Origin of the sequence: Streptococcus mitis (assembly GCF_003942695.1) — a bacterium.
GTDB classification, from domain to species: Bacteria; Bacillota; Bacilli; order Lactobacillales; family Streptococcaceae; genus Streptococcus; species Streptococcus mitis_BD.
In genome coordinates, this window is sequence record NZ_RJNU01000005.1 from 85,236 (window position 1) to 102,488 (window position 17,253).

The window sequence follows — 17,253 nt, forward strand, 5'->3', positions numbered from 1 at the left end:
CTTAAGAATCATTCTAAAATGTGATATAATAAGGAAGAATTGGAAATGGGAAACCATTTTCATTATATTTTCAAAAATTCCATTAAGAAAATAGCTTAAGACAGATTAGAAAGTGTAAAATTCCGATGTCTTCTTACAAAAAAGTCTCTCTTTCTGAGATCAATCAATCTATTGAAACTCCGAATAACAATCATTTTTGGCAAAATCTAAAAGCATTTTTAGGACCTGAAGCTCTTGTAGCAGTTGGTTATATGGATCCTGGAAACTGGATTACCAGTGTGGTTGGTGGTGCCTCCTACAAGTATAGTCTCTTATTCGTTATTTTGATTTCATCCATCATCGCCATGCAGCTACAACAGATGGCTGGAAAGCTCGGTATCGTAACTAAGATGGACCTAGCACAGGCAACAGCTCATCATGCTCCCAAGTGGCTTCGTTATAGTTTATGGGTGATTTTAGAATTAGCTTTAATGGCGACAGACTTAGCCGAGGTTCTAGGTTCAGGGATTGCCCTAAATCTTTTATTTAAAATACCGATTATGGTCGCTATCCTCTTAACCGTTTTAGATGTATTTCTTTTGTTGTTGTTGATGAAATTTGGTTTCAAAAAAATTGAAGCCATTGTTACGACCCTTATTTTAACCATATTAGCCATCTTTACCTATCTTGTAGCCTTATCCAATCCAAGTACCCAGGGGATTATTGGTGGTTATTTGCCAACTTCAACTTTATTTGAAACACCGTTACCAGGTCATGAAAGTCAATTGACCTTGGCTCTAGGGATTGTAGGAGCGACAGTCATGCCCCATAATCTCTATCTCCATTCATCCCTATCTCAAACAAGGAAAATCAATCACAAAGATAAGAAGGATGTTCGGAAAGCCGTGCGTTTTATGACTTGGGATTCAAATATTCAGTTGTCCCTAGCTTTTATTGTCAATTCCTTACTTCTCATTTTAGGTGCCTCCCTCTTTTTTGGTCATGCATCTGAAATTTCAGCTTTCTCCCAAATGTACAATGCCTTACAGGATTCGACGATAGCAGGAGCGATAGCTAGTTCAACTCTGTCAACTTTATTTGCTCTAGCTCTCTTAGCAAGTGGCCAAAATTCGACCATTACAGGTACCTTGACAGGACAGATTGTCATGGAAGGTTTCTTACATCTAAGATTGCCTCAGTGGCTTATCCGTATCGGTACACGTATTTTTGCCTTGCTCCCTGTGATTATTGTTGCCGTCTTGTTTGGACATCAAGAAAAAACCTTGGATCAGTTATTGGTCTATTCGCAGGTCTTTCTGTCAATCGCTCTTCCGTTTTCAATCTTCCCCTTAATCTATCTGACCTCTAAGAAGTCACTGATGGGAGAATTCACCAATGCCAAGTGGAATACAATCCTAGGTTACGTAGTTTCAATCATCTTGACCATTCTCAATATCAAGCTTCTTTTCGATATTTTTTAAACTCGTTTGAAATCAATTATAGTGTCAGCGTGAAGGTTGACAAATGGAAAGTAGTAGTGATTGGTTCATAAAAAGAAGTACAAAAAAAGAACAGTGGTAACTGTTCTTTTTTATCATTATTTGAGACCGTATTTTTTGTTGAAACGATCCACACGTCCATCTGCTTGAGTGAACTTTTGACGTCCAGTGTAGAATGGGTGTGAGTCTGATGAAATTTCCACACGGATCAATGGATAAGTTTCGCCTTCGAACTCAACAGTTTCGTTAGAGCGTTTTGTTGAACCGCTAAGGAATTTGTAACCAGTAGTTGTGTCCATGAAGACAACTGGGCGATATTCTGGATGGATATCTTTTTTCATTTTGCAATATTTCCTTTCTGCCATGGTCTCTTTGCGAGCCATAGATTGTTACCCTACTAGTCTATCAGATTCTAAAAAGTTTGGCAAGTATTTTATCAGTTTTTAAGCAAGTTTTTTAATTTTTGGTAGATAATTTCGTTTTCTTCTAGACTATAGGAATTGGCGCCACTGGCTAATGGATGTCCTCCTCCGTCGTGTTGTTTGGCAATTTCATTGATAGGGGTAATTTTACTGCGCATACGCACACGGAAGTGACCATCAGCTTGTTCAACAAAGATAGCCCAAGCCTTAACGGTATCGATTCGACCAGGTGCTCCAACAATCGCTGCTGTTTCAGCATCCGTAACCTTATATTTTTCCAAGATGTTTTGAGTAAGCAGAACGCGTGCGGCTCCATTCTCATCAACTTCTAAATGATCATAGACAAATCCTTGCAGTTTTGCAATCTTGAAGCTCATGGTATCCATTTGACGAGACAATCCAGCAAAGTCAAAATCAATTTCTCGGAGCTGGCCAGCTATTCTAAAGGTACGGGCACTAGTTGACGGGTAGAGAAAGCGCCCTGTGTCCCCGACAATTCCTGCATAGAGAAGTCGTGCCGCTTCGCTAGACAAAGTTAGTTGGTTTTCTTGAGCAAATAGAGCAATCATCTCACTGGCACTGCTTGAACTTGTATCCACCCAAGATAGGTCACCATAGATATCATCATTTGGATGATGATCGATTTTGATGGTGAAATCAGCTTGTTCATAGCGTTTATCATCGATACGAGGACGATTCGCTGTATCACAAATAATAGCAAGGGCTCCTTGGTAGTCACTATCTTGGACAGTATCCATTTCCGCCATCCAAGTCAAAGTCGGTTCATTAAAACCGACTGCTTTGATGGTCTTTTCTGGAAAATGGTGTTTGAGAAGAGCTTTCAAGCCTACCTGACTTCCCAAGGCATCTGGATCTGGTTTCATATGACGATGAATGATAATGGTATCGTATTCTTTGATTTTCTCTAAAATTTGCTGGCAAATTTCCATAAATAACCTCAATTCTTTCTCATTTCATTGTAGCACAAGAATTTTTATTTTTAAAATGAAAAAGATATGATATAATGGAGAAAGATAAATTGAGGAGGACGATATGGCATTAGCAAAAATTGTATTTGCCAGTATGACCGGTAATACCGAAGAAATTGCAGATATTGTTGCAGACAAATTGCGTGAATTAGGCTTGGATGTCGATGTGGATGAGTGTACAACTGTTGACGCTTCAGATTTCTTAGAAGCAGACATCGCTATCGTTGCGACCTATACTTATGGTGATGGAGAATTACCAGATGAGATGATGGACTTCTACGAAGACCTAGCAGATCTCAACTTGAACGGTAAAATCTACGGGGTTGTTGGATCAGGTGATACCTTCTACGACGAATTCTGTAAGGCTGTCGATGACTTTGATCGCGTTTTTGTAGCGACAGGAGCAGAAAAAGGTTCAGAGTGTGTTAAAGTTGATCTTTCTGCTGAAGAAGAAGATATCGAACGCTTGGAACAATTCGCAGAAGAATTGGCTGCTAAGGTAGGATAAGAATCAGACTGCGCTGACTGGAAGGAGTCGGTGCAGTTTTTATTAGTTTTTTTTTGGATTTTACTAGCCTATTTATAAGCTTTTTGATACAATAATTCAAATAAAGGAGGAGATGCCATGGATTTAGATATTATTCGGCAAGAAATTGATCAAATTGACGATCAAATCGTCAAGCTCCTGGAAGAAAGAATGCATTTAGTTGAAGGGGTTGTCGCTTATAAGAAAGCATCTGGTAAGCCAATCTTAGATTCTAAGAGAGAAGAAGTTATTTTTGAAAAAGTCAAAAATCGAGTAGAAGATAAGCGCTATCAGGAGACCATTGTTGTTACTTTTTCAGACATTCTCAAACGTTCGCGTGATTATCAGGATCAAAACATCAAATGAAAAAAGAACAGTTTTATACGCTAGGGATTTTTCTAGCTGCTATGTTGGGTGGCCTTGTCCGCTATCTCATTTCCACTTGGTTACCAGCCAGTCCTGAATTTCCTTGGGGAACCCTTCTTGTCAACTATCTGGGTATTTTCTTCTTGGTCTATCTGGTAAAAGGCTATCTGGCCCATAAGGGAACTAGTAAAGGCTTGGTTTTGGCGCTGGGGACAGGATTTTGTGGTGGCCTGACAACCTTTTCTAGTCTACTCTTGGATGCCGTTAAATTGCTCGATACTGGGCGTTATCTTAGTTTAGGCATCTACTTATTTTTGAGCATTGGTGGAGGTCTGCTCTTGGCTTATGTTCTAGGGAGGAAAAAATGGTAATCGTCTATCTTGCAATTGCCTGCGGGTTCGGAGCCCTGGTGCGCTATTTCTTTTCCCGCTATAATCAAGCTTCTAAATTGCCCCTAGGAACTCTCGTAGCCAATCTTATAGGCTGTTTTTTAATCGGCCTACTCTACAATCATGTGGAGTCCAAGGAAGTCTATGCTATTCTAGCGACAGGTTTTTGTGGTGGGTTGACGACCTTTTCAACCTTGAATGACGAGCTGCAAAGACTATTAAGTGACAAGAAGGTATTTTATAGCTATTTCCTCTTAACTTACATAGGCGGTTTTCTAGCGATTTTTTTAGGGATTCTGCTATAAATTCCTTTACTTTTAGGTGGAAATTTGGTAAACTGTATCTTGTGTGTAATGGACGCACAAAAATACAGTTTATCCGCTGAGGAAGGTTCCTCAAGATTGACAAAGATAGGAGAATAAAATGAATCCATTAATCCAAAGCTTGACTGAAGGTCAACTTCGTACAGATATCCCATCATTCCGTCCTGGTGACACTGTTCGTGTACACGCGAAAGTTGTCGAAGGTAACCGTGAACGTATCCAGATTTTTGAAGGTGTTGTGATCGCACGTAAAGGTGCTGGTATCTCAGAAAACTACACAGTTCGTAAAATCTCTAACGGTGTAGGTGTTGAGCGTATCTTCCCAATTCACACTCCACGTGTTGAAAAGATCGAAGTTGTTCGTTACGGTAAAGTACGTCGTGCGAAATTGTACTACTTGCGTGCACTTCAAGGTAAGGCAGCTCGTATCAAAGAAATCCGTCGTTAATTCGACTAAAAAACTCTGCTCATTCAGCAGAGTTTTTCTCTAGCTCCCTTAGTTCAATGGATATAACAACTCCCTCCTAAGGAGTAGTTGCTGGTTCGATTCCGGCAGGGGGCATAGAAACTATTGATTTTAATGGGTGTTTGAGGTGTTTCGCCCCAAATTCGCCCCTAAATTTGAGAATATCTCTCTTACTTCCGAATTACTTGCCTCTTCCAATTCTTCTTAATGTCTTATTGACTGCATTGTTTGATATGTTAGTAAAAAGACGATTATCTTTATTTTCCAGCCAATGATCTTGTCTGTACTTTTTTAGTAATTCAAGAGTTGAGTCATCAAGTGGTATCTTTCTGATACTGCTTCTTGTTTTTGTACTTGCAAAATCAAGATTCGTTTTGTAATTCCAGGTCTTATCTACAGAAAGAACCTTGTTATCATATTCTATACTGTCCCATGTTAGCCCTAAGCATTCAGCGAAACGCATTCCAGTAACTGCGATAAGATAGATCACTGCATATGATTGAACGTCCATTTTATTCTTCGAAACGGATATAACTTTCTTGTATTCTTCAACTTCAAGAAACTTGGTTTCTTTTTCGATACCTTTATTTTGAGATACTGCTTTAGCAAAGGTTGTGAAATCCTTTTGAATGATTTCCTCGTGAACTGCCATAGCTACGCATTGCTTGATATGGATATTTAATCTTTCAACTGTCGCTTGGGAGTGAGTCTCAGCAAATGTATTTAATGCTTGCTGATAGATTGAACTGGTTATGTTTTTATGTTTCGCCCCTAGGAATAGTTTTTCAATGTTGCGATTGGTAACTTGATAAACTTGCCAGGTCACGGGAGAAATATTAGATTTCTTATGAATAGTTGCCCACTGTTTAACGTATTCGAAAAGAGTAATGTCGCCCGAAACATAGGAAGGAAGGAGTAGTTCTTTCTCTCTTTCAGCTGCAGCTATCTGTGCAGCTTTTTTTGTTGGGGAACCACCTTTCTCAGCCTTTTTGTATTTTCAGTCGTGGGATTTATAAGAAATGCAATATTCCCACTTACCACTCTCTCTTTTTCTGTATGATGCCATTTGATTTTACCTCACTATTTTGATAAAATGGGTATAAGAAAACGACCTTTTGAATGGTTGTTTCTTATACATGATTTCCTCACACTCAAAGTTTGGCGATGGCGAGTGTGAGGATTTTTATGTTACAATACTATAAAAGACTATTTGGAGCGACAATATGAGACAAATAAAAATAATTCTTATAATTATTTCTTTGATATGGACATTGGTGAACTTTTATCAAGCTTTACTTTCACATAATGTGATGAATCTGACTGGTTTCGTCGGAATTGTTCCCATTATTGCAGCTTTGTATTCCGAAATCGATTGGCTTTATATTCATTGGAACAAATTTAGAGCCTATATATTTTTAAAAACAGTTTCTTTTACCCCAAAAAGTTCTATGTTTTTAAAAGAAACTATTACACTTAACCAATTAGAAAAGCAAATCCGATCCGTACTTAAGGGAAATGACTATTCCATAAATGAAGCTACTTTCAGTAAAACTCATGAAGATATCTATATAGATATAGAATCATCAAGAGGTATAAAAAATAAGTTGAGTATTAGTTTACATCCAGAAAGCAATGGACAGAGACTGATATTCAAGGCTGACTATCAATTAGCGTATAGAGATGTAAAAAAACAGTGGGACTCTTTTTTGTTACTAAGAGATAATCTGTTTTCTATTTATTCTAGGGAAGAAAGTAGCAAAGAACGGTTTGATGTAACCATTAAGACTGATAAACATAGGAAATATAATCCATTTTACAGAATGACTGTACGACATCTTGGAAAAAAAGAAGTAAAGAAATTTGATTTGCAATTTAAGGACAATGATCTATCGGTCAAAACTACCCTAAATAAGATTTATGGAACATCTAATAATCGTCAAGACATAGAAAAATTAATTAAAGAATATATCCCGTTGTCACGGTTGTGATAGCACTCCAATTTTCATTAGTGTTGCGATAGAAAATTCTAGCATCGGATATTCTCTTTGTTCGGAGATATCTGTCAAAGATGTGAAAGAGAGAATAGTACCAGACTGAGTCAGCATTATAGTTCTTGATTTACCCAATATATCCAATGTACCTATTATTTTTGTTGCTTCATCATTTTCCAAAGCTTCGATTGCTTCATCGTTTACATCGACCTCGTCTCCTGAAAACGACTTACTTGAGACACCAGCATCAGTACTATTAAAACTAACTCCTTTTGTTTGTGGCATCATGTTGGAAATTGCCATTAAATCAAATTTTAACGATGTATAATTAATATTTAGTGAATTGATTTTTTCCAATTCTTTTAAAAATTTTTTCGCTGTAGGAGTTGTTGTGGTCAAAAATAATAATTGATCAGTTTGCGAATAAAAAATATCGAATTCAAAGGCTTTTTGGTAATTGTCGTATTGTTGATATTCGTCAGCATCGGAGTTATATACCAAGATTTCATCGTCGATTGTCTTTGTGTAACTTCCTTTAAATTTAGTGTATACTTTTCCTTCTATGGTCAATGTTTGGCCAGTTGTTGTAATTGAGCCAATGGTAACATTGGCTTTTTTAATATCTGTAGTCCCGTTCGGTATTTCAAATTCAGAAACTTGTCTAACAGAAATAGAAGTAGCTCCCATAAGATTTTCTCCTTTTTAAAATTAATTTAACTACCAGTTAATCTATAAAACTCTTCGTTAACCATTGTCACGTTAACGATGCTTTTTTATTTCCCTCTATACACGCTCAGAGTCGCCAAACTTTGCGAGTGTGGGGCGTTTTTATTTTTGAATTAGGATAGCGATAATTGAAACCACAATTCCAATAATTGAAAGGAGAGATCCAACGGTTAATGCGATTAACCATTTTTTATTTTCTTCTTTCTCTTTTTGTTGTTCTAGTTTGAAATCAGAGAACATTTTTTCCATTCGAAGTCCCATATTTTCAAAACCATCACGCATTTCAGTTCTGAGTTGATCGGATTTTAAATCAACTTTTTCAAAACCGTGTTTGACGTCAGAGTTTATTTTATCTAACTTTAAATCGATTTCTGTCTTGGTATATGTATCATTTGCCATTCTTTGTTCCTCCATTTTTATATCTGATTCTATTATATCATTTTTTTGTATGGGTACAGTTTTCAATGAAGGTTTTGAAGCATAAATAGAAGTAATGTTTGATGCACCCGACTTAAAATTATTTTGTAATTCTGGCATAACTTACCCCTGTTTTATAAAAGAATGGTAACTATACGCTTCATCTAACTGATTTCCTTCCTCATCAGACAGATTGAAGTAAAAGTAAAAATCACTTGGTAATTGAATTGTAAAATTGAATTCAAAATGACCAGTAGCTTTTCCGTAATCATCTTTTAAATCTATAAACTCACTTTTAGGTATATTAATCCTTGTAGCATGGACTGGGTAATGTGTTCCGTTTTGGAAATAAGCATCAACAGATAGAACATAAGTTTTATCAGGTACTAGATTGAAGAAATCTAAGAAGGCAACTAGACCTGTTGAACCGGGGAATAAATCAAAATTTGTTACAGTTCCTAAAAGTTGGCCACTGTCAGGTTGTACAATCTTAATTGATGTCATTTTTTCTTTAAAAGGACTAGGCTTTTTATGAAAAATATTAGAGTTATCCATCAATTTCTCTTTTATAAAAGAATATTTAGTGGGTTTCTTGGGAAGTTCTGGCATTATTGTACTTTCCCACATTACAAAGTGTTTTAACGCTTCTTTGTCTTCATCTGTCAAACTTTTATTAGCTCGAGTATTATTATCTTTAATATCTGTATCAGTCATTTTTATTTCCTCATTCTTAACTTGTCAACTTATAAAACTCTTCCTGAATCATATCTTCTCCCCAGGTTGTTGAGATTTTGTGTCTTTTTGCAAACTGGAGCCAGTTGAAGTCTGACACTTCATACTGTGCGAGTTCTTCAGAGATGAGATGTCGAATCATGAAGCGGTCTGCTTCGTTTTCATATTTGTATAGCAGCCGTTTGTAATTGGCTGGGTCGTGGTTTATGTGCCCTAATTCGTGCAGGGTGACCTTTTCTCGCTCTTCCTGGCTAAGAATTACCATTGACATAAATAACGCGCTCATCAGGGAAATAGAAGCCTCTACGCTACCACATAGTTTCTGGGAAGAGATAGAGAGTGATCTGGTATTCGTCTAAGAGTTCATTTACTTTCAATATCCGATACCCCCAAAGAGAGTTTAATGATTTGTGCAATCTTGTCTACATCCTCGTCAGAGAGTGGCTTACCATCGAACAGGACAACACGTTCACGAAGATTTGACAAGTCGACCACACGGCCGTCTGGAGTAGTGACAGTATCCCCAGCGATATTCGGATTATCCGTGCGTCCAAGCAGGTAGTCTGTGGATACGTTGAAGTAGTCGGCGATTTCTTGTAATCTTTCAGCATTTGGTTTTTTACTCTTCATGCTATAGATTGTATTTCTGCTATATCCAAGTGTTTCTTCGAGAGAATTTATAGAAATCCCTCGTTTTTGGCAAAGTTCTTTAATTTTTTCAAACAAAGAAAACATTGATTTATCAGCCTTTCTAAGACATGACAAAAAATATTTAAACTTTTATGTGTAAAATCATTGACAAAACACAATCAATAGTCTACAATAGTTTTTGTAAGTAAGTTACAACTAAAAAAACAACTAAGAAATAAATTATAAAAATGTTTTGGCGAACGGTTTTATAGTTTTTGTTAGTGCTTTTTCTTATGTTTTTATTCTAAACAATAGATTGTAAAAAGTCAAGTGATAACACAAAAAATAGTTAAAAATTTAGTTGTTTCTTATTTACAAATTTGTAAAGAGGGAGGATAGGAAATAAAGGAAGAAGAAATAATCGAATTATTGAAATTCTTAACTACTGATTATGGACGAGGTTATCTAGCTGGATTAGTTGGTGGTCTTTCAATGATTTTGAAAATTTAAAAAAAAGCAGAGTAAGTTCTCCGCTTTCATCAAATTATTTTGATAGCTTATCTACAGCCTTTTGAAGTTCTGTGATTCCGTTAACTGCTTGAGTAAGTTTATTGATATCAAGTTCACCTGTGAAAAATTTTGAAGTGATATCTACTTGCTGGCTTTGTTTTAAGGAATCCAGTTTCAATTCATGCTCTTTTTCAAGTCTCTGTAATTCGCTTTCAGACTGTGCCTTTAATTCTTTTATTTTGGAATCGGTTTGATGTTTATTTGCGAGATAAACAAGAAACGCAGGGACGCATGAAGTTAAAAAAGTTATTAAAATTTGATTAGTGTCCATAAACTCACCTCCTTTCTGCTTTTATTATAGCAGAAAGGAGAGAGAAACAGTGAGGAGAAAATATGAGTCAACAACATCGCAAATGGATTGAGCTTGTAAAAAAGCGAATTGAAAAACTTAGTTGCTGCTAAGGAGGCTGCTGAAACTGTTTTTGTACTCTCAAGATTTAAGTAACTGTAAAACTGCAATTTAATTTATTGATTTACCCTCATTGTGATATGTTCATACTAAAAACCGCTCTGCTGAGCGGTTTTCGTCTATTCTTGCCTTTTTACAATACCCACGTACGGATGGCATGGGCAACGCCAGATTCGTCATTTGTTTTGGTGATGTATTTGGCGATTTTTTTGAGTTCTGGATTTCCATTTTCCATAACAACGGGGTTGCCAACGACTTCCAGCATGGCACGGTCATTTTCTTCGTCCCCGATCGCCATGGTTTCATCTTTGGTCAATCCGAGTTTTTCAGCTAGGTGGGTAATAGCTGAACCCTTATCTACATTCTTTTTAAGGAGTTCGAGGTAGAAGGGAGCAGATTTGTTGATGGAGTAGCGTTCGTAAAATTCGGCTGGAATTTTTTCAATAGCAGCATCGAGAATCTCAGGTTCATCGATAAACATACATTTGACGATTTCCTTGCCAGCCATTTCTTCGGGAGTACGGTAGAAGATAGGCATGCTGACGAGGGTTGATTCATGCACCGTGTACTTTCCGATATTGCGATTGGCAGTGTAGATACCATCCTTGGTAATAGCGTGCATGTGGACACCGAGCTTGCGACTGAGGAATTCCATATCCAGATAATCCTCATAGGTCAAGGATTCGCTGATAATCTCATGCCCAGTAGCAGTTTCTTGGACAAGGGCACCGTTGAAGGTTACAACATAGTCACCCTCGTCTCTCAACTGCAAGTCGTCCAGAAGTTTGGCAACACCTGCGATAGGGCGGCCCGTTGCAATCACGACTTTGACACCAGCTTGTTTGGCATCTTGGATGGCAGAAAAGACTTCAGGAGTGATTTCCTTTTTACTGTTAACTAGGGTACCATCGATATCGACGGCGATTAGTTTAATACTCATATATTTCCTCTATTCGTTCTTATTGGGGGTAAAATGATCGTTCTCAATCAAGTGTAAAAATTGCTGGGTAATGCTTGCGAAGATACTGTTTTGGTCCAACATTTCTTTCGGGAAATAGAAACGATTATCTCCGTGGCGACTGCCAGCAAGGGATTGGACGATAGGGGACAGGCTAGAGAGTTCTGCCAGTTCACCATTTTTTTGTAAAATCTCAATCTGAGTCCGTGGATTTTCAGATTCGGGACGATAGATATCATAAGGGAGGTCAAAGTTCTTATGAATGGCAGTGTAGTAGTCGGGATCAAAGCCGATGTCCTCAACCAATTGTCTCATGGTTGCGAGTTGGTCTTGGTCTTTTTCTGAAAAAGTAATGGATTTAAAGACCTTGCGGTTGACAAAACGTTGTGACAAGTCGGCTAGTATCTTGTCAGGACTGGTCATCCAGAGTTGGAAGTAGGTATTCATCACGCCGTCATCAAGTGCCAGATAGTCAGATAGAGTAACTTTCTTTTCAAAAAAAGGTAGCAAATGAGGAGAAGTGCGTGCAAAGAAATCCTTATCCTCAGGATAGAGTTCCTTGGCGCGTTTGAGGAGATTCTGTAGGAGAACTTCCATAGCCCGAGTTGCTGGGTGGAAATAAACCTGCATATACATCTGGTAACGACTGAGGACATAGTCTTCGATGGCATGCATGCCGTTGCGCTGAAAGGCGATCCCATTTTCGACAGGACGAATGACTCGGAGGATCCGTGTCAGGTCAAATTCCCCATAAGATGCTCCTGTAAAATAGGAGTCGCGCAAGAGATAGTCCATGCGGTCTGCATCGATCTGACTGGAAATGAGTTGCACGACCTGTTTATTAGGATAGGTATGGTCGATGACACAGGCAACCTTTTTGGGGAAATCAGGCGCTACTTGTAGCAGGACTTGGTGAATCTCTGTCTCAGGACTTTGGATGATTTCCTGGGTAATGGCCTCATGATCTGTATCAAAGAGATGTTCAAAAGTATGGGAGTAGGCACCATGCCCAAGGTCATGAAGGAGCGCAGCTGTCATGGTCAAGAGCGACTCAGCAGGATCCCATTCTTCAGGATATTTTTCTTCAAAAATCTCTGTGATACGTCGAGCGATCTCATAGACACCCAAACAGTGGGAAAAGCGACTGTGCTCGCCACCATGGAAGGTATAGCTGGAAGTCCCTAGCTGTTTGATACGGCGCAGACGTTGAAATTCTTTGGTATTGATCAAGTCGTATATGACCTGATTATTAACATGGATGTAGTTGTGAACTGGGTCACGGAATACTTTTTCGTTCATATGACCATTATAGCAAAATCCTGCTCTTTTTGGTAAAATAGTAGGACAAGAGACAAGAAAGAGGATTTGATGTGAAGATTCGGATGCGCAATACGATTCAGTTTGATGAACAGTTGGAAGTCATTGACCAACTCTATGACGTGGAAGTGCGTGAAAAGGGGGATTATAGCTATTTACTCTTTTATAATGAGGAAAAGGAGAAAGTGGTTCTCAAGTTTCATGGTCAAGAACTGGTGATGACCCGTTTTTCCAATCCGAAGACCATCATGCGTTTTCTAAAGGATGGTGATAGTTTAGCCTATATTGCTACTCCAATGGGGATGCAGGAGTTTATCATTCAAACGAATCACTACAAACTGGATGGGCAAAAGATTGAGCTAGCCTATCAACTGCAAAACCAAGAGGGGCACCCCTTTGCCAGCTATCAATTAGAAATTACTTGGGGATAAGAAAAGGTTGGCGAGAGCCAACCTTATTTGATATAGAGTTCTTGATTTTTTAGAACAATTTTACGCACACTTGCGAATTTCTTGAGTTTTTTAAGTTCTTCAGGATGGGTTACGAGAGTGATAACATAGCCCTCTTTGCCCATGCGACCTGTGCGGCCAGCGCGGTGAGTGTAGGTTTCGATATCTCTAGGAACATCAAAGTTTACGACACATTCTAGGCTATCGATATCAATCCCACGAGCCAGAAGGTCTGTTGCAAGGAGCAGGGTTAGTTGTTTGTCCTTAAACTTTTCTAAGATGACTTTTCGAAATTTAACATTGACATCGCTAGCGAGGGAAACGGCCAAGACATCGCGATACTGTAGTTTTTCTTCCGCACTTCCAAGGTCTGACAAGCTGTTAAAGAAGACTAGACCGCGGAAATCCTCTACATGAGCTAGTTTTCGTAGCATGTCCACTCGGTGACGTTGGTCTACCTGCACGTAGAAATGTTGGATGTTGTCTAACTTTTGATCAGAGAGATCAATGGTGCGCGTGTTTGGAGCAATCTTTTCTTGATCAAACTTGGTCGTCGCACTCATGTAGATGAGTTGATGGTCACGAGGCGCGTAGTGGGTGATTTTCTCGACAAAGTGAATCTGAGAATCATCAAGCAATTGGTCAAATTCATCCAGAATGATGGTTTCCACATTCATCATCTTGATTTTTTTCAATTTAATCAACTCAAAGATACGGCCGGGAGTTCCAATCAGAATTTCTGGCCCTTTTTTTAAGCGTTCAATCTGGCGTTTCTGACTTGAACCTGATAGGAAGAGTTGAGAAGTTAAGCCGATAGCTTCTGCCCAGGTTTTACACACATCAAAAATCTGTCCAGCTAGTTCTGTATTTGGTGCTAGAATCAAGAGTTGTTGGGCTTTTTTATTTTTCAGTCTGAAAAGACTTGGCAAGAGGTAAGCGAGGGTCTTACCAGTTCCTGTTGGGCTCACTCCTAGGAGGTTTTCTCCAGTAAGAATGGGCTCAAATAGTTGAGTTTGAATGGGGGTAAATTCTTGGAAACCGAGTTGGTCGCTTAGTTCTTGCCATTCAGTAGGGAGTTTGGTTTTCATTTTTCTGCCTCAAATCTAATGCCAGCAGTCTGGCGCATGGTATAGAGTAGCTCATGAATAGAACTTGCATCATCCAGCCAAGTCTGGTAGAGCGTCTGGTCTGGTTGCTGGATCATGTGTGCAAATGCAGCAACTTCCTCAGTCATTGTATGGGGAGCTTGTTGGATAGGGAGCTGGACTTGATTTCCTTGGTGGTCGCTAAAAATAGCTGAGCGGACATGTTCAATCGTGTTGAGGGTCAAGGTTCCATCTGCTGTGTAAATCTCACAGGGAAGATTGGAAGTGATGTTTTTCCCAGCTTTGATATGAACTTGAAAGTTAGGGTAGAAGAGGATACCGTCTCCATTTAGGTCAATGCTATTGTCAAGCTGTTGAGCTTGATAAGTCGCGTCCTGAGCCTTTCCAAAGAGGCGAACGGCAGCGTAGAGAGGATAAATCCCCAAATCCATAAGGGCACCACCAGCAAAACGGTCTGAAAAAACATTTGGCGTCTGCCCAGCCAACAAGTTCGGCATCTTGGATGAATATTTAGCATAGTTGAAATCAGCACCCAAAACTTGCTTGTCTGCCAAAAAATTCTTGATAGTAGTAAAAGCTTCCTCGTGGTAGTTTCGTGCTGCTTCAAAGATAAAACAGTGATTTTTCTCAGCTGTCTGTCTCAAATTCAGCCATTCTTGTGGCTGAGTGACAGCTGGCTTTTCAAGAATGACGTGCTTACTAGCAGACAGGGCAGCCTTGGCTTGAACAAAATGCAAGGAGTTTGGACTGGCGATATAGACCACATCAAAGGAAGACTTAAAGAAGTCTTCTAATTGATCAAAGAGTTGGACATTTTGATAGCGAGAAGCAAAGGTTGTGGCAGTTTCTAGTTTTCTAGAATAGACTGCGACCAGCTGGTATTCTCCGCTGGCATGGGCTGCTTCTATGAAATGGTGGCTGATAGCACCTGTTCCGATGACACCTAATTTAAGCATAGATACTCCTTTTCCGACTTCAAATCCTTCTTTCATTATAACATAGAAAAGAAGGACTATCCAACAGATGGTAAAAATTTTCAAATGGACTACGCATTTCTTGGAGAAAGTGGTACAATATTTAGATAAGTAGATGAAATGAAAAGGGGGAGAAAATGAGATTATTACCAATAAGAAAAATATCACGTCAGTCTAAGAGACTAGCGCTTTTTTTGACTTTTTGTGCAGGATATGTCGATGCTTATACCTTTATCGTGCGAGGGAACACCCTTGTCGCTGGACAGACTGGGAATGTCGTTTTTCTTTCTGTAGGACTCATTCAACAAAATGTATCGGATGCCAGTGCTAAAGTAATGACCTTGCTTTTCTTTATGATGGGTGTCTTTTTTCTGACATTGTATAAGGAAAAACTACGAATTGTTAAAAAGCCGATTTTGTCCTTGATTCCTCTTGCAGTCCTGTCCCTAATTATAGGCTTTGTGCCGCAAACGGTTGATAATATCTATCTCGTACCGCCCTTGGCCTTTTGTATGGGTCTGGTGACAACTGCTTTTGGAGAAGTGTCAGGTATTGCCTATAATAATGCTTTTATGACAGGGAATATCAAACGAACCATGTTAGCTTTTGGGGATTATTTTCGGACCAAACATACGCCTTTCCTACGAGAGGGCTTGATTTTTGTTAGCTTGCTTAGCAGTTTTGTCTTTGGAGTCATTTTTTCGGCTTATTTGACGATTTACTATCAGGAGAAGACAATTCTAGGTATCCCTCTTATGATGAGTATCTTTTACTTCAGCATGCTTTTTGCTTCTTGGAGGAAAAAAGGGAAAGAAAAAGCTTAAATTTGATTGATTTTACTTGTAAGAAAAAAGAAGATATGCTATACTTGAAGAGTTGACTATGCACAATCCTGTGCAACCGCACGAACATCGTTACTCACTCTGTGATATAGAAGTGGTTCGTCCCACGATGCTAGGCGAGTCTTCACAAAAATACGGGGAAACCCTAAAAATCATAGGAGGTGCATAATGAGCACATACGCAATTATCAAAACTGGCGGAAAACAAGTTAAAGTTGAAGTTGGTCAAGCAGTTTACGTTGAAAAATTGAACGTTGAAGCTGGTCAAGAAGTTACTTTTAACGAAGTTGTTCTTGTTGGTGGTGAAAACACTGTTGTCGGAACTCCACTTGTTGCTGGAGCTACTGTTGTTGGAACTGTTGAAAAACAAGGAAAACAAAAGAAAGTTGTTACTTACAAGTACAAACCTAAAAAAGGTAGCCACCGTAAACAAGGTCACCGTCAACCATATACAAAAGTTGTCATCAACGCGATCAACGCTTAATTTTAAGGAGAACACATGATACAAGCAGTCTTTGAGAGAGCCGAAGATGGCGAGCTGAGGAGTGCGGAAATTACTGGACACGCCGAAAGTGGTGAATACGGCTTAGATGTCGTGTGTGCATCGGTTTCTACGCTTGCCATTAACTTTGTCAATTCCATTGAGAAATTTGCAGGCTATGAACCAATCTTAGAATTAAACGAAGATGAAGGTGGCTATCTAAAGGTTGAAATACCAGCGGATCTTCCTTCACACCAGAGAGAAATGACGCAGTTATTCTTCGAATCATTTTTCTTAGGTATGGCAAACTTATCGGAGAACTCTTCTGAGTTCGTCCAAACCAGAGTTATCACAGAAAACTAACACGGAGGAAAACATTATGTTAAAAATGACTCTTAACAACTTGCAACTTTTCGCCCACAAAAAAGGTGGAGGTTCTACATCAAACGGACGTGATTCACAAGCGAAACGTCTTGGAGCTAAAGCAGCTGACGGACAAACTGTAACAGGTGGATCAATCCTTTACCGTCAACGTGGTACACACATCTATCCAGGTGTAAACGTTGGACGTGGTGGAGACGATACTTTGTTCGCTAAAGTTGAAGGCGTAGTACGCTTTGAACGTAAAGGTCGCGATAAGAAACAAGTTTCTGTTTACCCAATCGCGAAATAAAAAGGTCCAGTGAACCTTTT

24 protein-coding genes, 1 tRNA gene, 1 pseudogene and 1 other annotated feature are annotated in these 17,253 nt (G+C 38.9%); of the genes and pseudogenes, 13 read left to right on the top strand and 13 right to left on the bottom strand.

The window, feature by feature from the left end; all coding sequences use genetic code 11:
• Positions 1 to 125 precede the first annotated feature (125 nt).
• Positions 126 to 1,460: an Nramp family divalent metal transporter gene (locus tag D8852_RS05275; protein ID WP_125425249.1), complete on the top strand. Its 1,335-nt coding sequence runs from the start codon at positions 126 to 128 to the stop codon at positions 1,458 to 1,460.
• Between the two features lie 116 nt (positions 1,461 to 1,576).
• Here D8852_RS05275 and D8852_RS05280 read toward each other — a convergent pair whose 3' ends face one another.
• Complete coding sequence (locus D8852_RS05280) at positions 1,577 to 1,819, bottom strand: type B 50S ribosomal protein L31 (RefSeq protein WP_000710762.1); 243 nt, start codon at positions 1,817 to 1,819, stop codon at positions 1,577 to 1,579.
• Between the two features lie 95 nt (positions 1,820 to 1,914).
• Positions 1,915 to 2,850 carry a DHH family phosphoesterase gene (locus tag D8852_RS05285; RefSeq protein WP_125425250.1) on the bottom strand — a complete coding sequence of 312 codons (936 nt, stop codon included), beginning with the start codon at positions 2,848 to 2,850 and terminating at the stop codon, positions 1,915 to 1,917.
• Positions 2,851 to 2,953: 103 nt separating this feature from the next.
• Between D8852_RS05285 and D8852_RS05290 the strand changes: the two genes are divergently transcribed.
• The 6 genes from D8852_RS05290 (at position 2,954) to D8852_RS05315 (ending at position 5,055) form a co-directional block, all read left to right on the top strand.
• Positions 2,954 to 3,397, top strand: coding sequence for a flavodoxin (locus tag D8852_RS05290; protein WP_001162133.1), 444 nt, complete (start codon positions 2,954 to 2,956; stop codon positions 3,395 to 3,397).
• Positions 3,398 to 3,514: 117 nt separating this feature from the next.
• Positions 3,515 to 3,781, top strand: a complete 267-nt coding sequence (locus tag D8852_RS05295; RefSeq protein ID WP_125425251.1) for a chorismate mutase — start codon at positions 3,515 to 3,517, stop codon at positions 3,779 to 3,781.
• Positions 3,778 to 4,152, top strand: coding sequence for a fluoride efflux transporter CrcB (gene crcB, locus D8852_RS05300; RefSeq protein WP_125425252.1), 375 nt, complete (start codon positions 3,778 to 3,780; stop codon positions 4,150 to 4,152). Before D8852_RS05295 ends, crcB (D8852_RS05300) begins: the two co-directional genes overlap by 4 nt.
• Positions 4,146 to 4,475 (top strand): fluoride efflux transporter CrcB, encoded by a 330-nt coding sequence (gene crcB, locus D8852_RS05305; RefSeq protein WP_084933268.1) that lies wholly within the window; start codon positions 4,146 to 4,148, stop codon positions 4,473 to 4,475. Before crcB (D8852_RS05300) ends, crcB (D8852_RS05305) begins: the two co-directional genes overlap by 7 nt.
• A 118-nt stretch (positions 4,476 to 4,593) precedes the next feature.
• Positions 4,594 to 4,941 (top strand): 50S ribosomal protein L19, encoded by a 348-nt coding sequence (gene rplS, locus D8852_RS05310; protein WP_001068669.1) that lies wholly within the window; start codon positions 4,594 to 4,596, stop codon positions 4,939 to 4,941.
• A 42-nt stretch (positions 4,942 to 4,983) separates the two neighbouring features.
• Positions 4,984 to 5,055 (top strand) — tRNA-Arg (locus tag D8852_RS05315).
• 85 nt (positions 5,056 to 5,140) lie between these two features.
• Here the strand turns inward: D8852_RS05315 and D8852_RS05320 are convergent.
• Positions 5,141 to 5,785: a site-specific integrase gene (locus D8852_RS05320; protein ID WP_185755584.1), complete on the bottom strand. Its 645-nt coding sequence runs from the start codon at positions 5,783 to 5,785 to the stop codon at positions 5,141 to 5,143.
• Positions 5,786 to 6,182: 397 nt separating this feature from the next.
• Between D8852_RS05320 and D8852_RS05325 the strand changes: the two genes are divergently transcribed.
• A complete protein-coding gene (locus tag D8852_RS05325) occupies positions 6,183 to 6,947 on the top strand; it encodes a hypothetical protein (RefSeq protein ID WP_125833830.1) in 765 nt (254 codons plus the stop codon).
• On the opposite strand, the gene D8852_RS05330 is transcribed toward D8852_RS05325, so the two are convergent.
• From D8852_RS05330 to D8852_RS05365, 8 genes and pseudogenes are all read right to left on the bottom strand, one after another.
• On the bottom strand, positions 6,936 to 7,637 hold the full coding sequence (locus D8852_RS05330) for a hypothetical protein (protein ID WP_125425859.1): 702 nt from the start codon (positions 7,635 to 7,637) through the stop codon (positions 6,936 to 6,938). The genes D8852_RS05325 and D8852_RS05330 overlap by 12 nt on opposite strands.
• A 141-nt stretch (positions 7,638 to 7,778) precedes the next feature.
• The gene (locus D8852_RS05335; RefSeq protein WP_260467094.1) at positions 7,779 to 8,213 is read right to left on the bottom strand and encodes a hypothetical protein; all 435 of its coding nucleotides are present in this window, start codon (positions 8,211 to 8,213) and stop codon (positions 7,779 to 7,781) included.
• Between the two features lie 3 nt (positions 8,214 to 8,216).
• Entirely contained in the window at positions 8,217 to 8,807 is a 591-nt protein-coding gene (locus D8852_RS05340) for a hypothetical protein (protein WP_260467095.1), read from the bottom strand.
• A gap of 16 nt (positions 8,808 to 8,823) precedes the next feature.
• Positions 8,824 to 9,100: pseudogene (locus D8852_RS05345) on the bottom strand (ImmA/IrrE family metallo-endopeptidase).
• Between the two features lie 88 nt (positions 9,101 to 9,188).
• Positions 9,189 to 9,560 carry a helix-turn-helix domain-containing protein gene (locus tag D8852_RS05350; RefSeq protein ID WP_125425857.1) on the bottom strand — a complete coding sequence of 124 codons (372 nt, stop codon included), beginning with the start codon at positions 9,558 to 9,560 and terminating at the stop codon, positions 9,189 to 9,191.
• 439 nt (positions 9,561 to 9,999) lie between these two features.
• The gene (locus D8852_RS05355) at positions 10,000 to 10,296 is read right to left on the bottom strand and encodes a hypothetical protein (protein ID WP_125425855.1); all 297 of its coding nucleotides are present in this window, start codon (positions 10,294 to 10,296) and stop codon (positions 10,000 to 10,002) included.
• 271 nt (positions 10,297 to 10,567) lie between these two features.
• Positions 10,568 to 11,374 carry a sugar-phosphatase gene (gene yidA, locus D8852_RS05360; RefSeq protein ID WP_125425853.1) on the bottom strand — a complete coding sequence of 269 codons (807 nt, stop codon included), beginning with the start codon at positions 11,372 to 11,374 and terminating at the stop codon, positions 10,568 to 10,570.
• Between the two features lie 9 nt (positions 11,375 to 11,383).
• The gene (locus D8852_RS05365; protein WP_125425851.1) at positions 11,384 to 12,691 is read right to left on the bottom strand and encodes an HD domain-containing protein; all 1,308 of its coding nucleotides are present in this window, start codon (positions 12,689 to 12,691) and stop codon (positions 11,384 to 11,386) included.
• 71 nt (positions 12,692 to 12,762) lie between these two features.
• Between D8852_RS05365 and D8852_RS05370 the strand changes: the two genes are divergently transcribed.
• Positions 12,763 to 13,140 (top strand): DUF1934 domain-containing protein, encoded by a 378-nt coding sequence (locus D8852_RS05370; protein ID WP_125425849.1) that lies wholly within the window; start codon positions 12,763 to 12,765, stop codon positions 13,138 to 13,140.
• A 23-nt stretch (positions 13,141 to 13,163) separates the two neighbouring features.
• On the opposite strand, the gene D8852_RS05375 is transcribed toward D8852_RS05370, so the two are convergent.
• Complete coding sequence (locus D8852_RS05375) at positions 13,164 to 14,246, bottom strand: DEAD/DEAH box helicase (RefSeq protein ID WP_125425847.1); 1,083 nt, start codon at positions 14,244 to 14,246, stop codon at positions 13,164 to 13,166.
• Positions 14,243 to 15,220: a Gfo/Idh/MocA family protein gene (locus D8852_RS05380; protein WP_125425845.1), complete on the bottom strand. Its 978-nt coding sequence runs from the start codon at positions 15,218 to 15,220 to the stop codon at positions 14,243 to 14,245. Before D8852_RS05380 ends, D8852_RS05375 begins: the two co-directional genes overlap by 4 nt.
• A 155-nt stretch (positions 15,221 to 15,375) precedes the next feature.
• Between D8852_RS05380 and D8852_RS05385 the strand changes: the two genes are divergently transcribed.
• The 4 genes from D8852_RS05385 to rpmA all read left to right on the top strand — a co-directional run bounded on the left by D8852_RS05385 (position 15,376) and on the right by rpmA (position 17,233).
• The gene (locus D8852_RS05385) at positions 15,376 to 16,062 is read left to right on the top strand and encodes a YoaK family protein (RefSeq protein ID WP_125425843.1); all 687 of its coding nucleotides are present in this window, start codon (positions 15,376 to 15,378) and stop codon (positions 16,060 to 16,062) included.
• 64 nt (positions 16,063 to 16,126) lie between these two features.
• Positions 16,127 to 16,214, top strand: a sequence feature (ribosomal protein L21 leader region).
• Between the two features lie 34 nt (positions 16,215 to 16,248).
• Positions 16,249 to 16,563: a 50S ribosomal protein L21 gene (gene rplU, locus D8852_RS05390; protein WP_000109141.1), complete on the top strand. Its 315-nt coding sequence runs from the start codon at positions 16,249 to 16,251 to the stop codon at positions 16,561 to 16,563.
• A gap of 15 nt (positions 16,564 to 16,578) precedes the next feature.
• Entirely contained in the window at positions 16,579 to 16,923 is a 345-nt protein-coding gene (locus D8852_RS05395; protein ID WP_000613705.1) for a ribosomal-processing cysteine protease Prp, read from the top strand.
• 16 nt (positions 16,924 to 16,939) lie between these two features.
• Positions 16,940 to 17,233, top strand: coding sequence for a 50S ribosomal protein L27 (gene rpmA, locus D8852_RS05400; protein WP_000916509.1), 294 nt, complete (start codon positions 16,940 to 16,942; stop codon positions 17,231 to 17,233).
• The last annotated feature ends 20 nt before the right edge of the window (positions 17,234 to 17,253 follow it).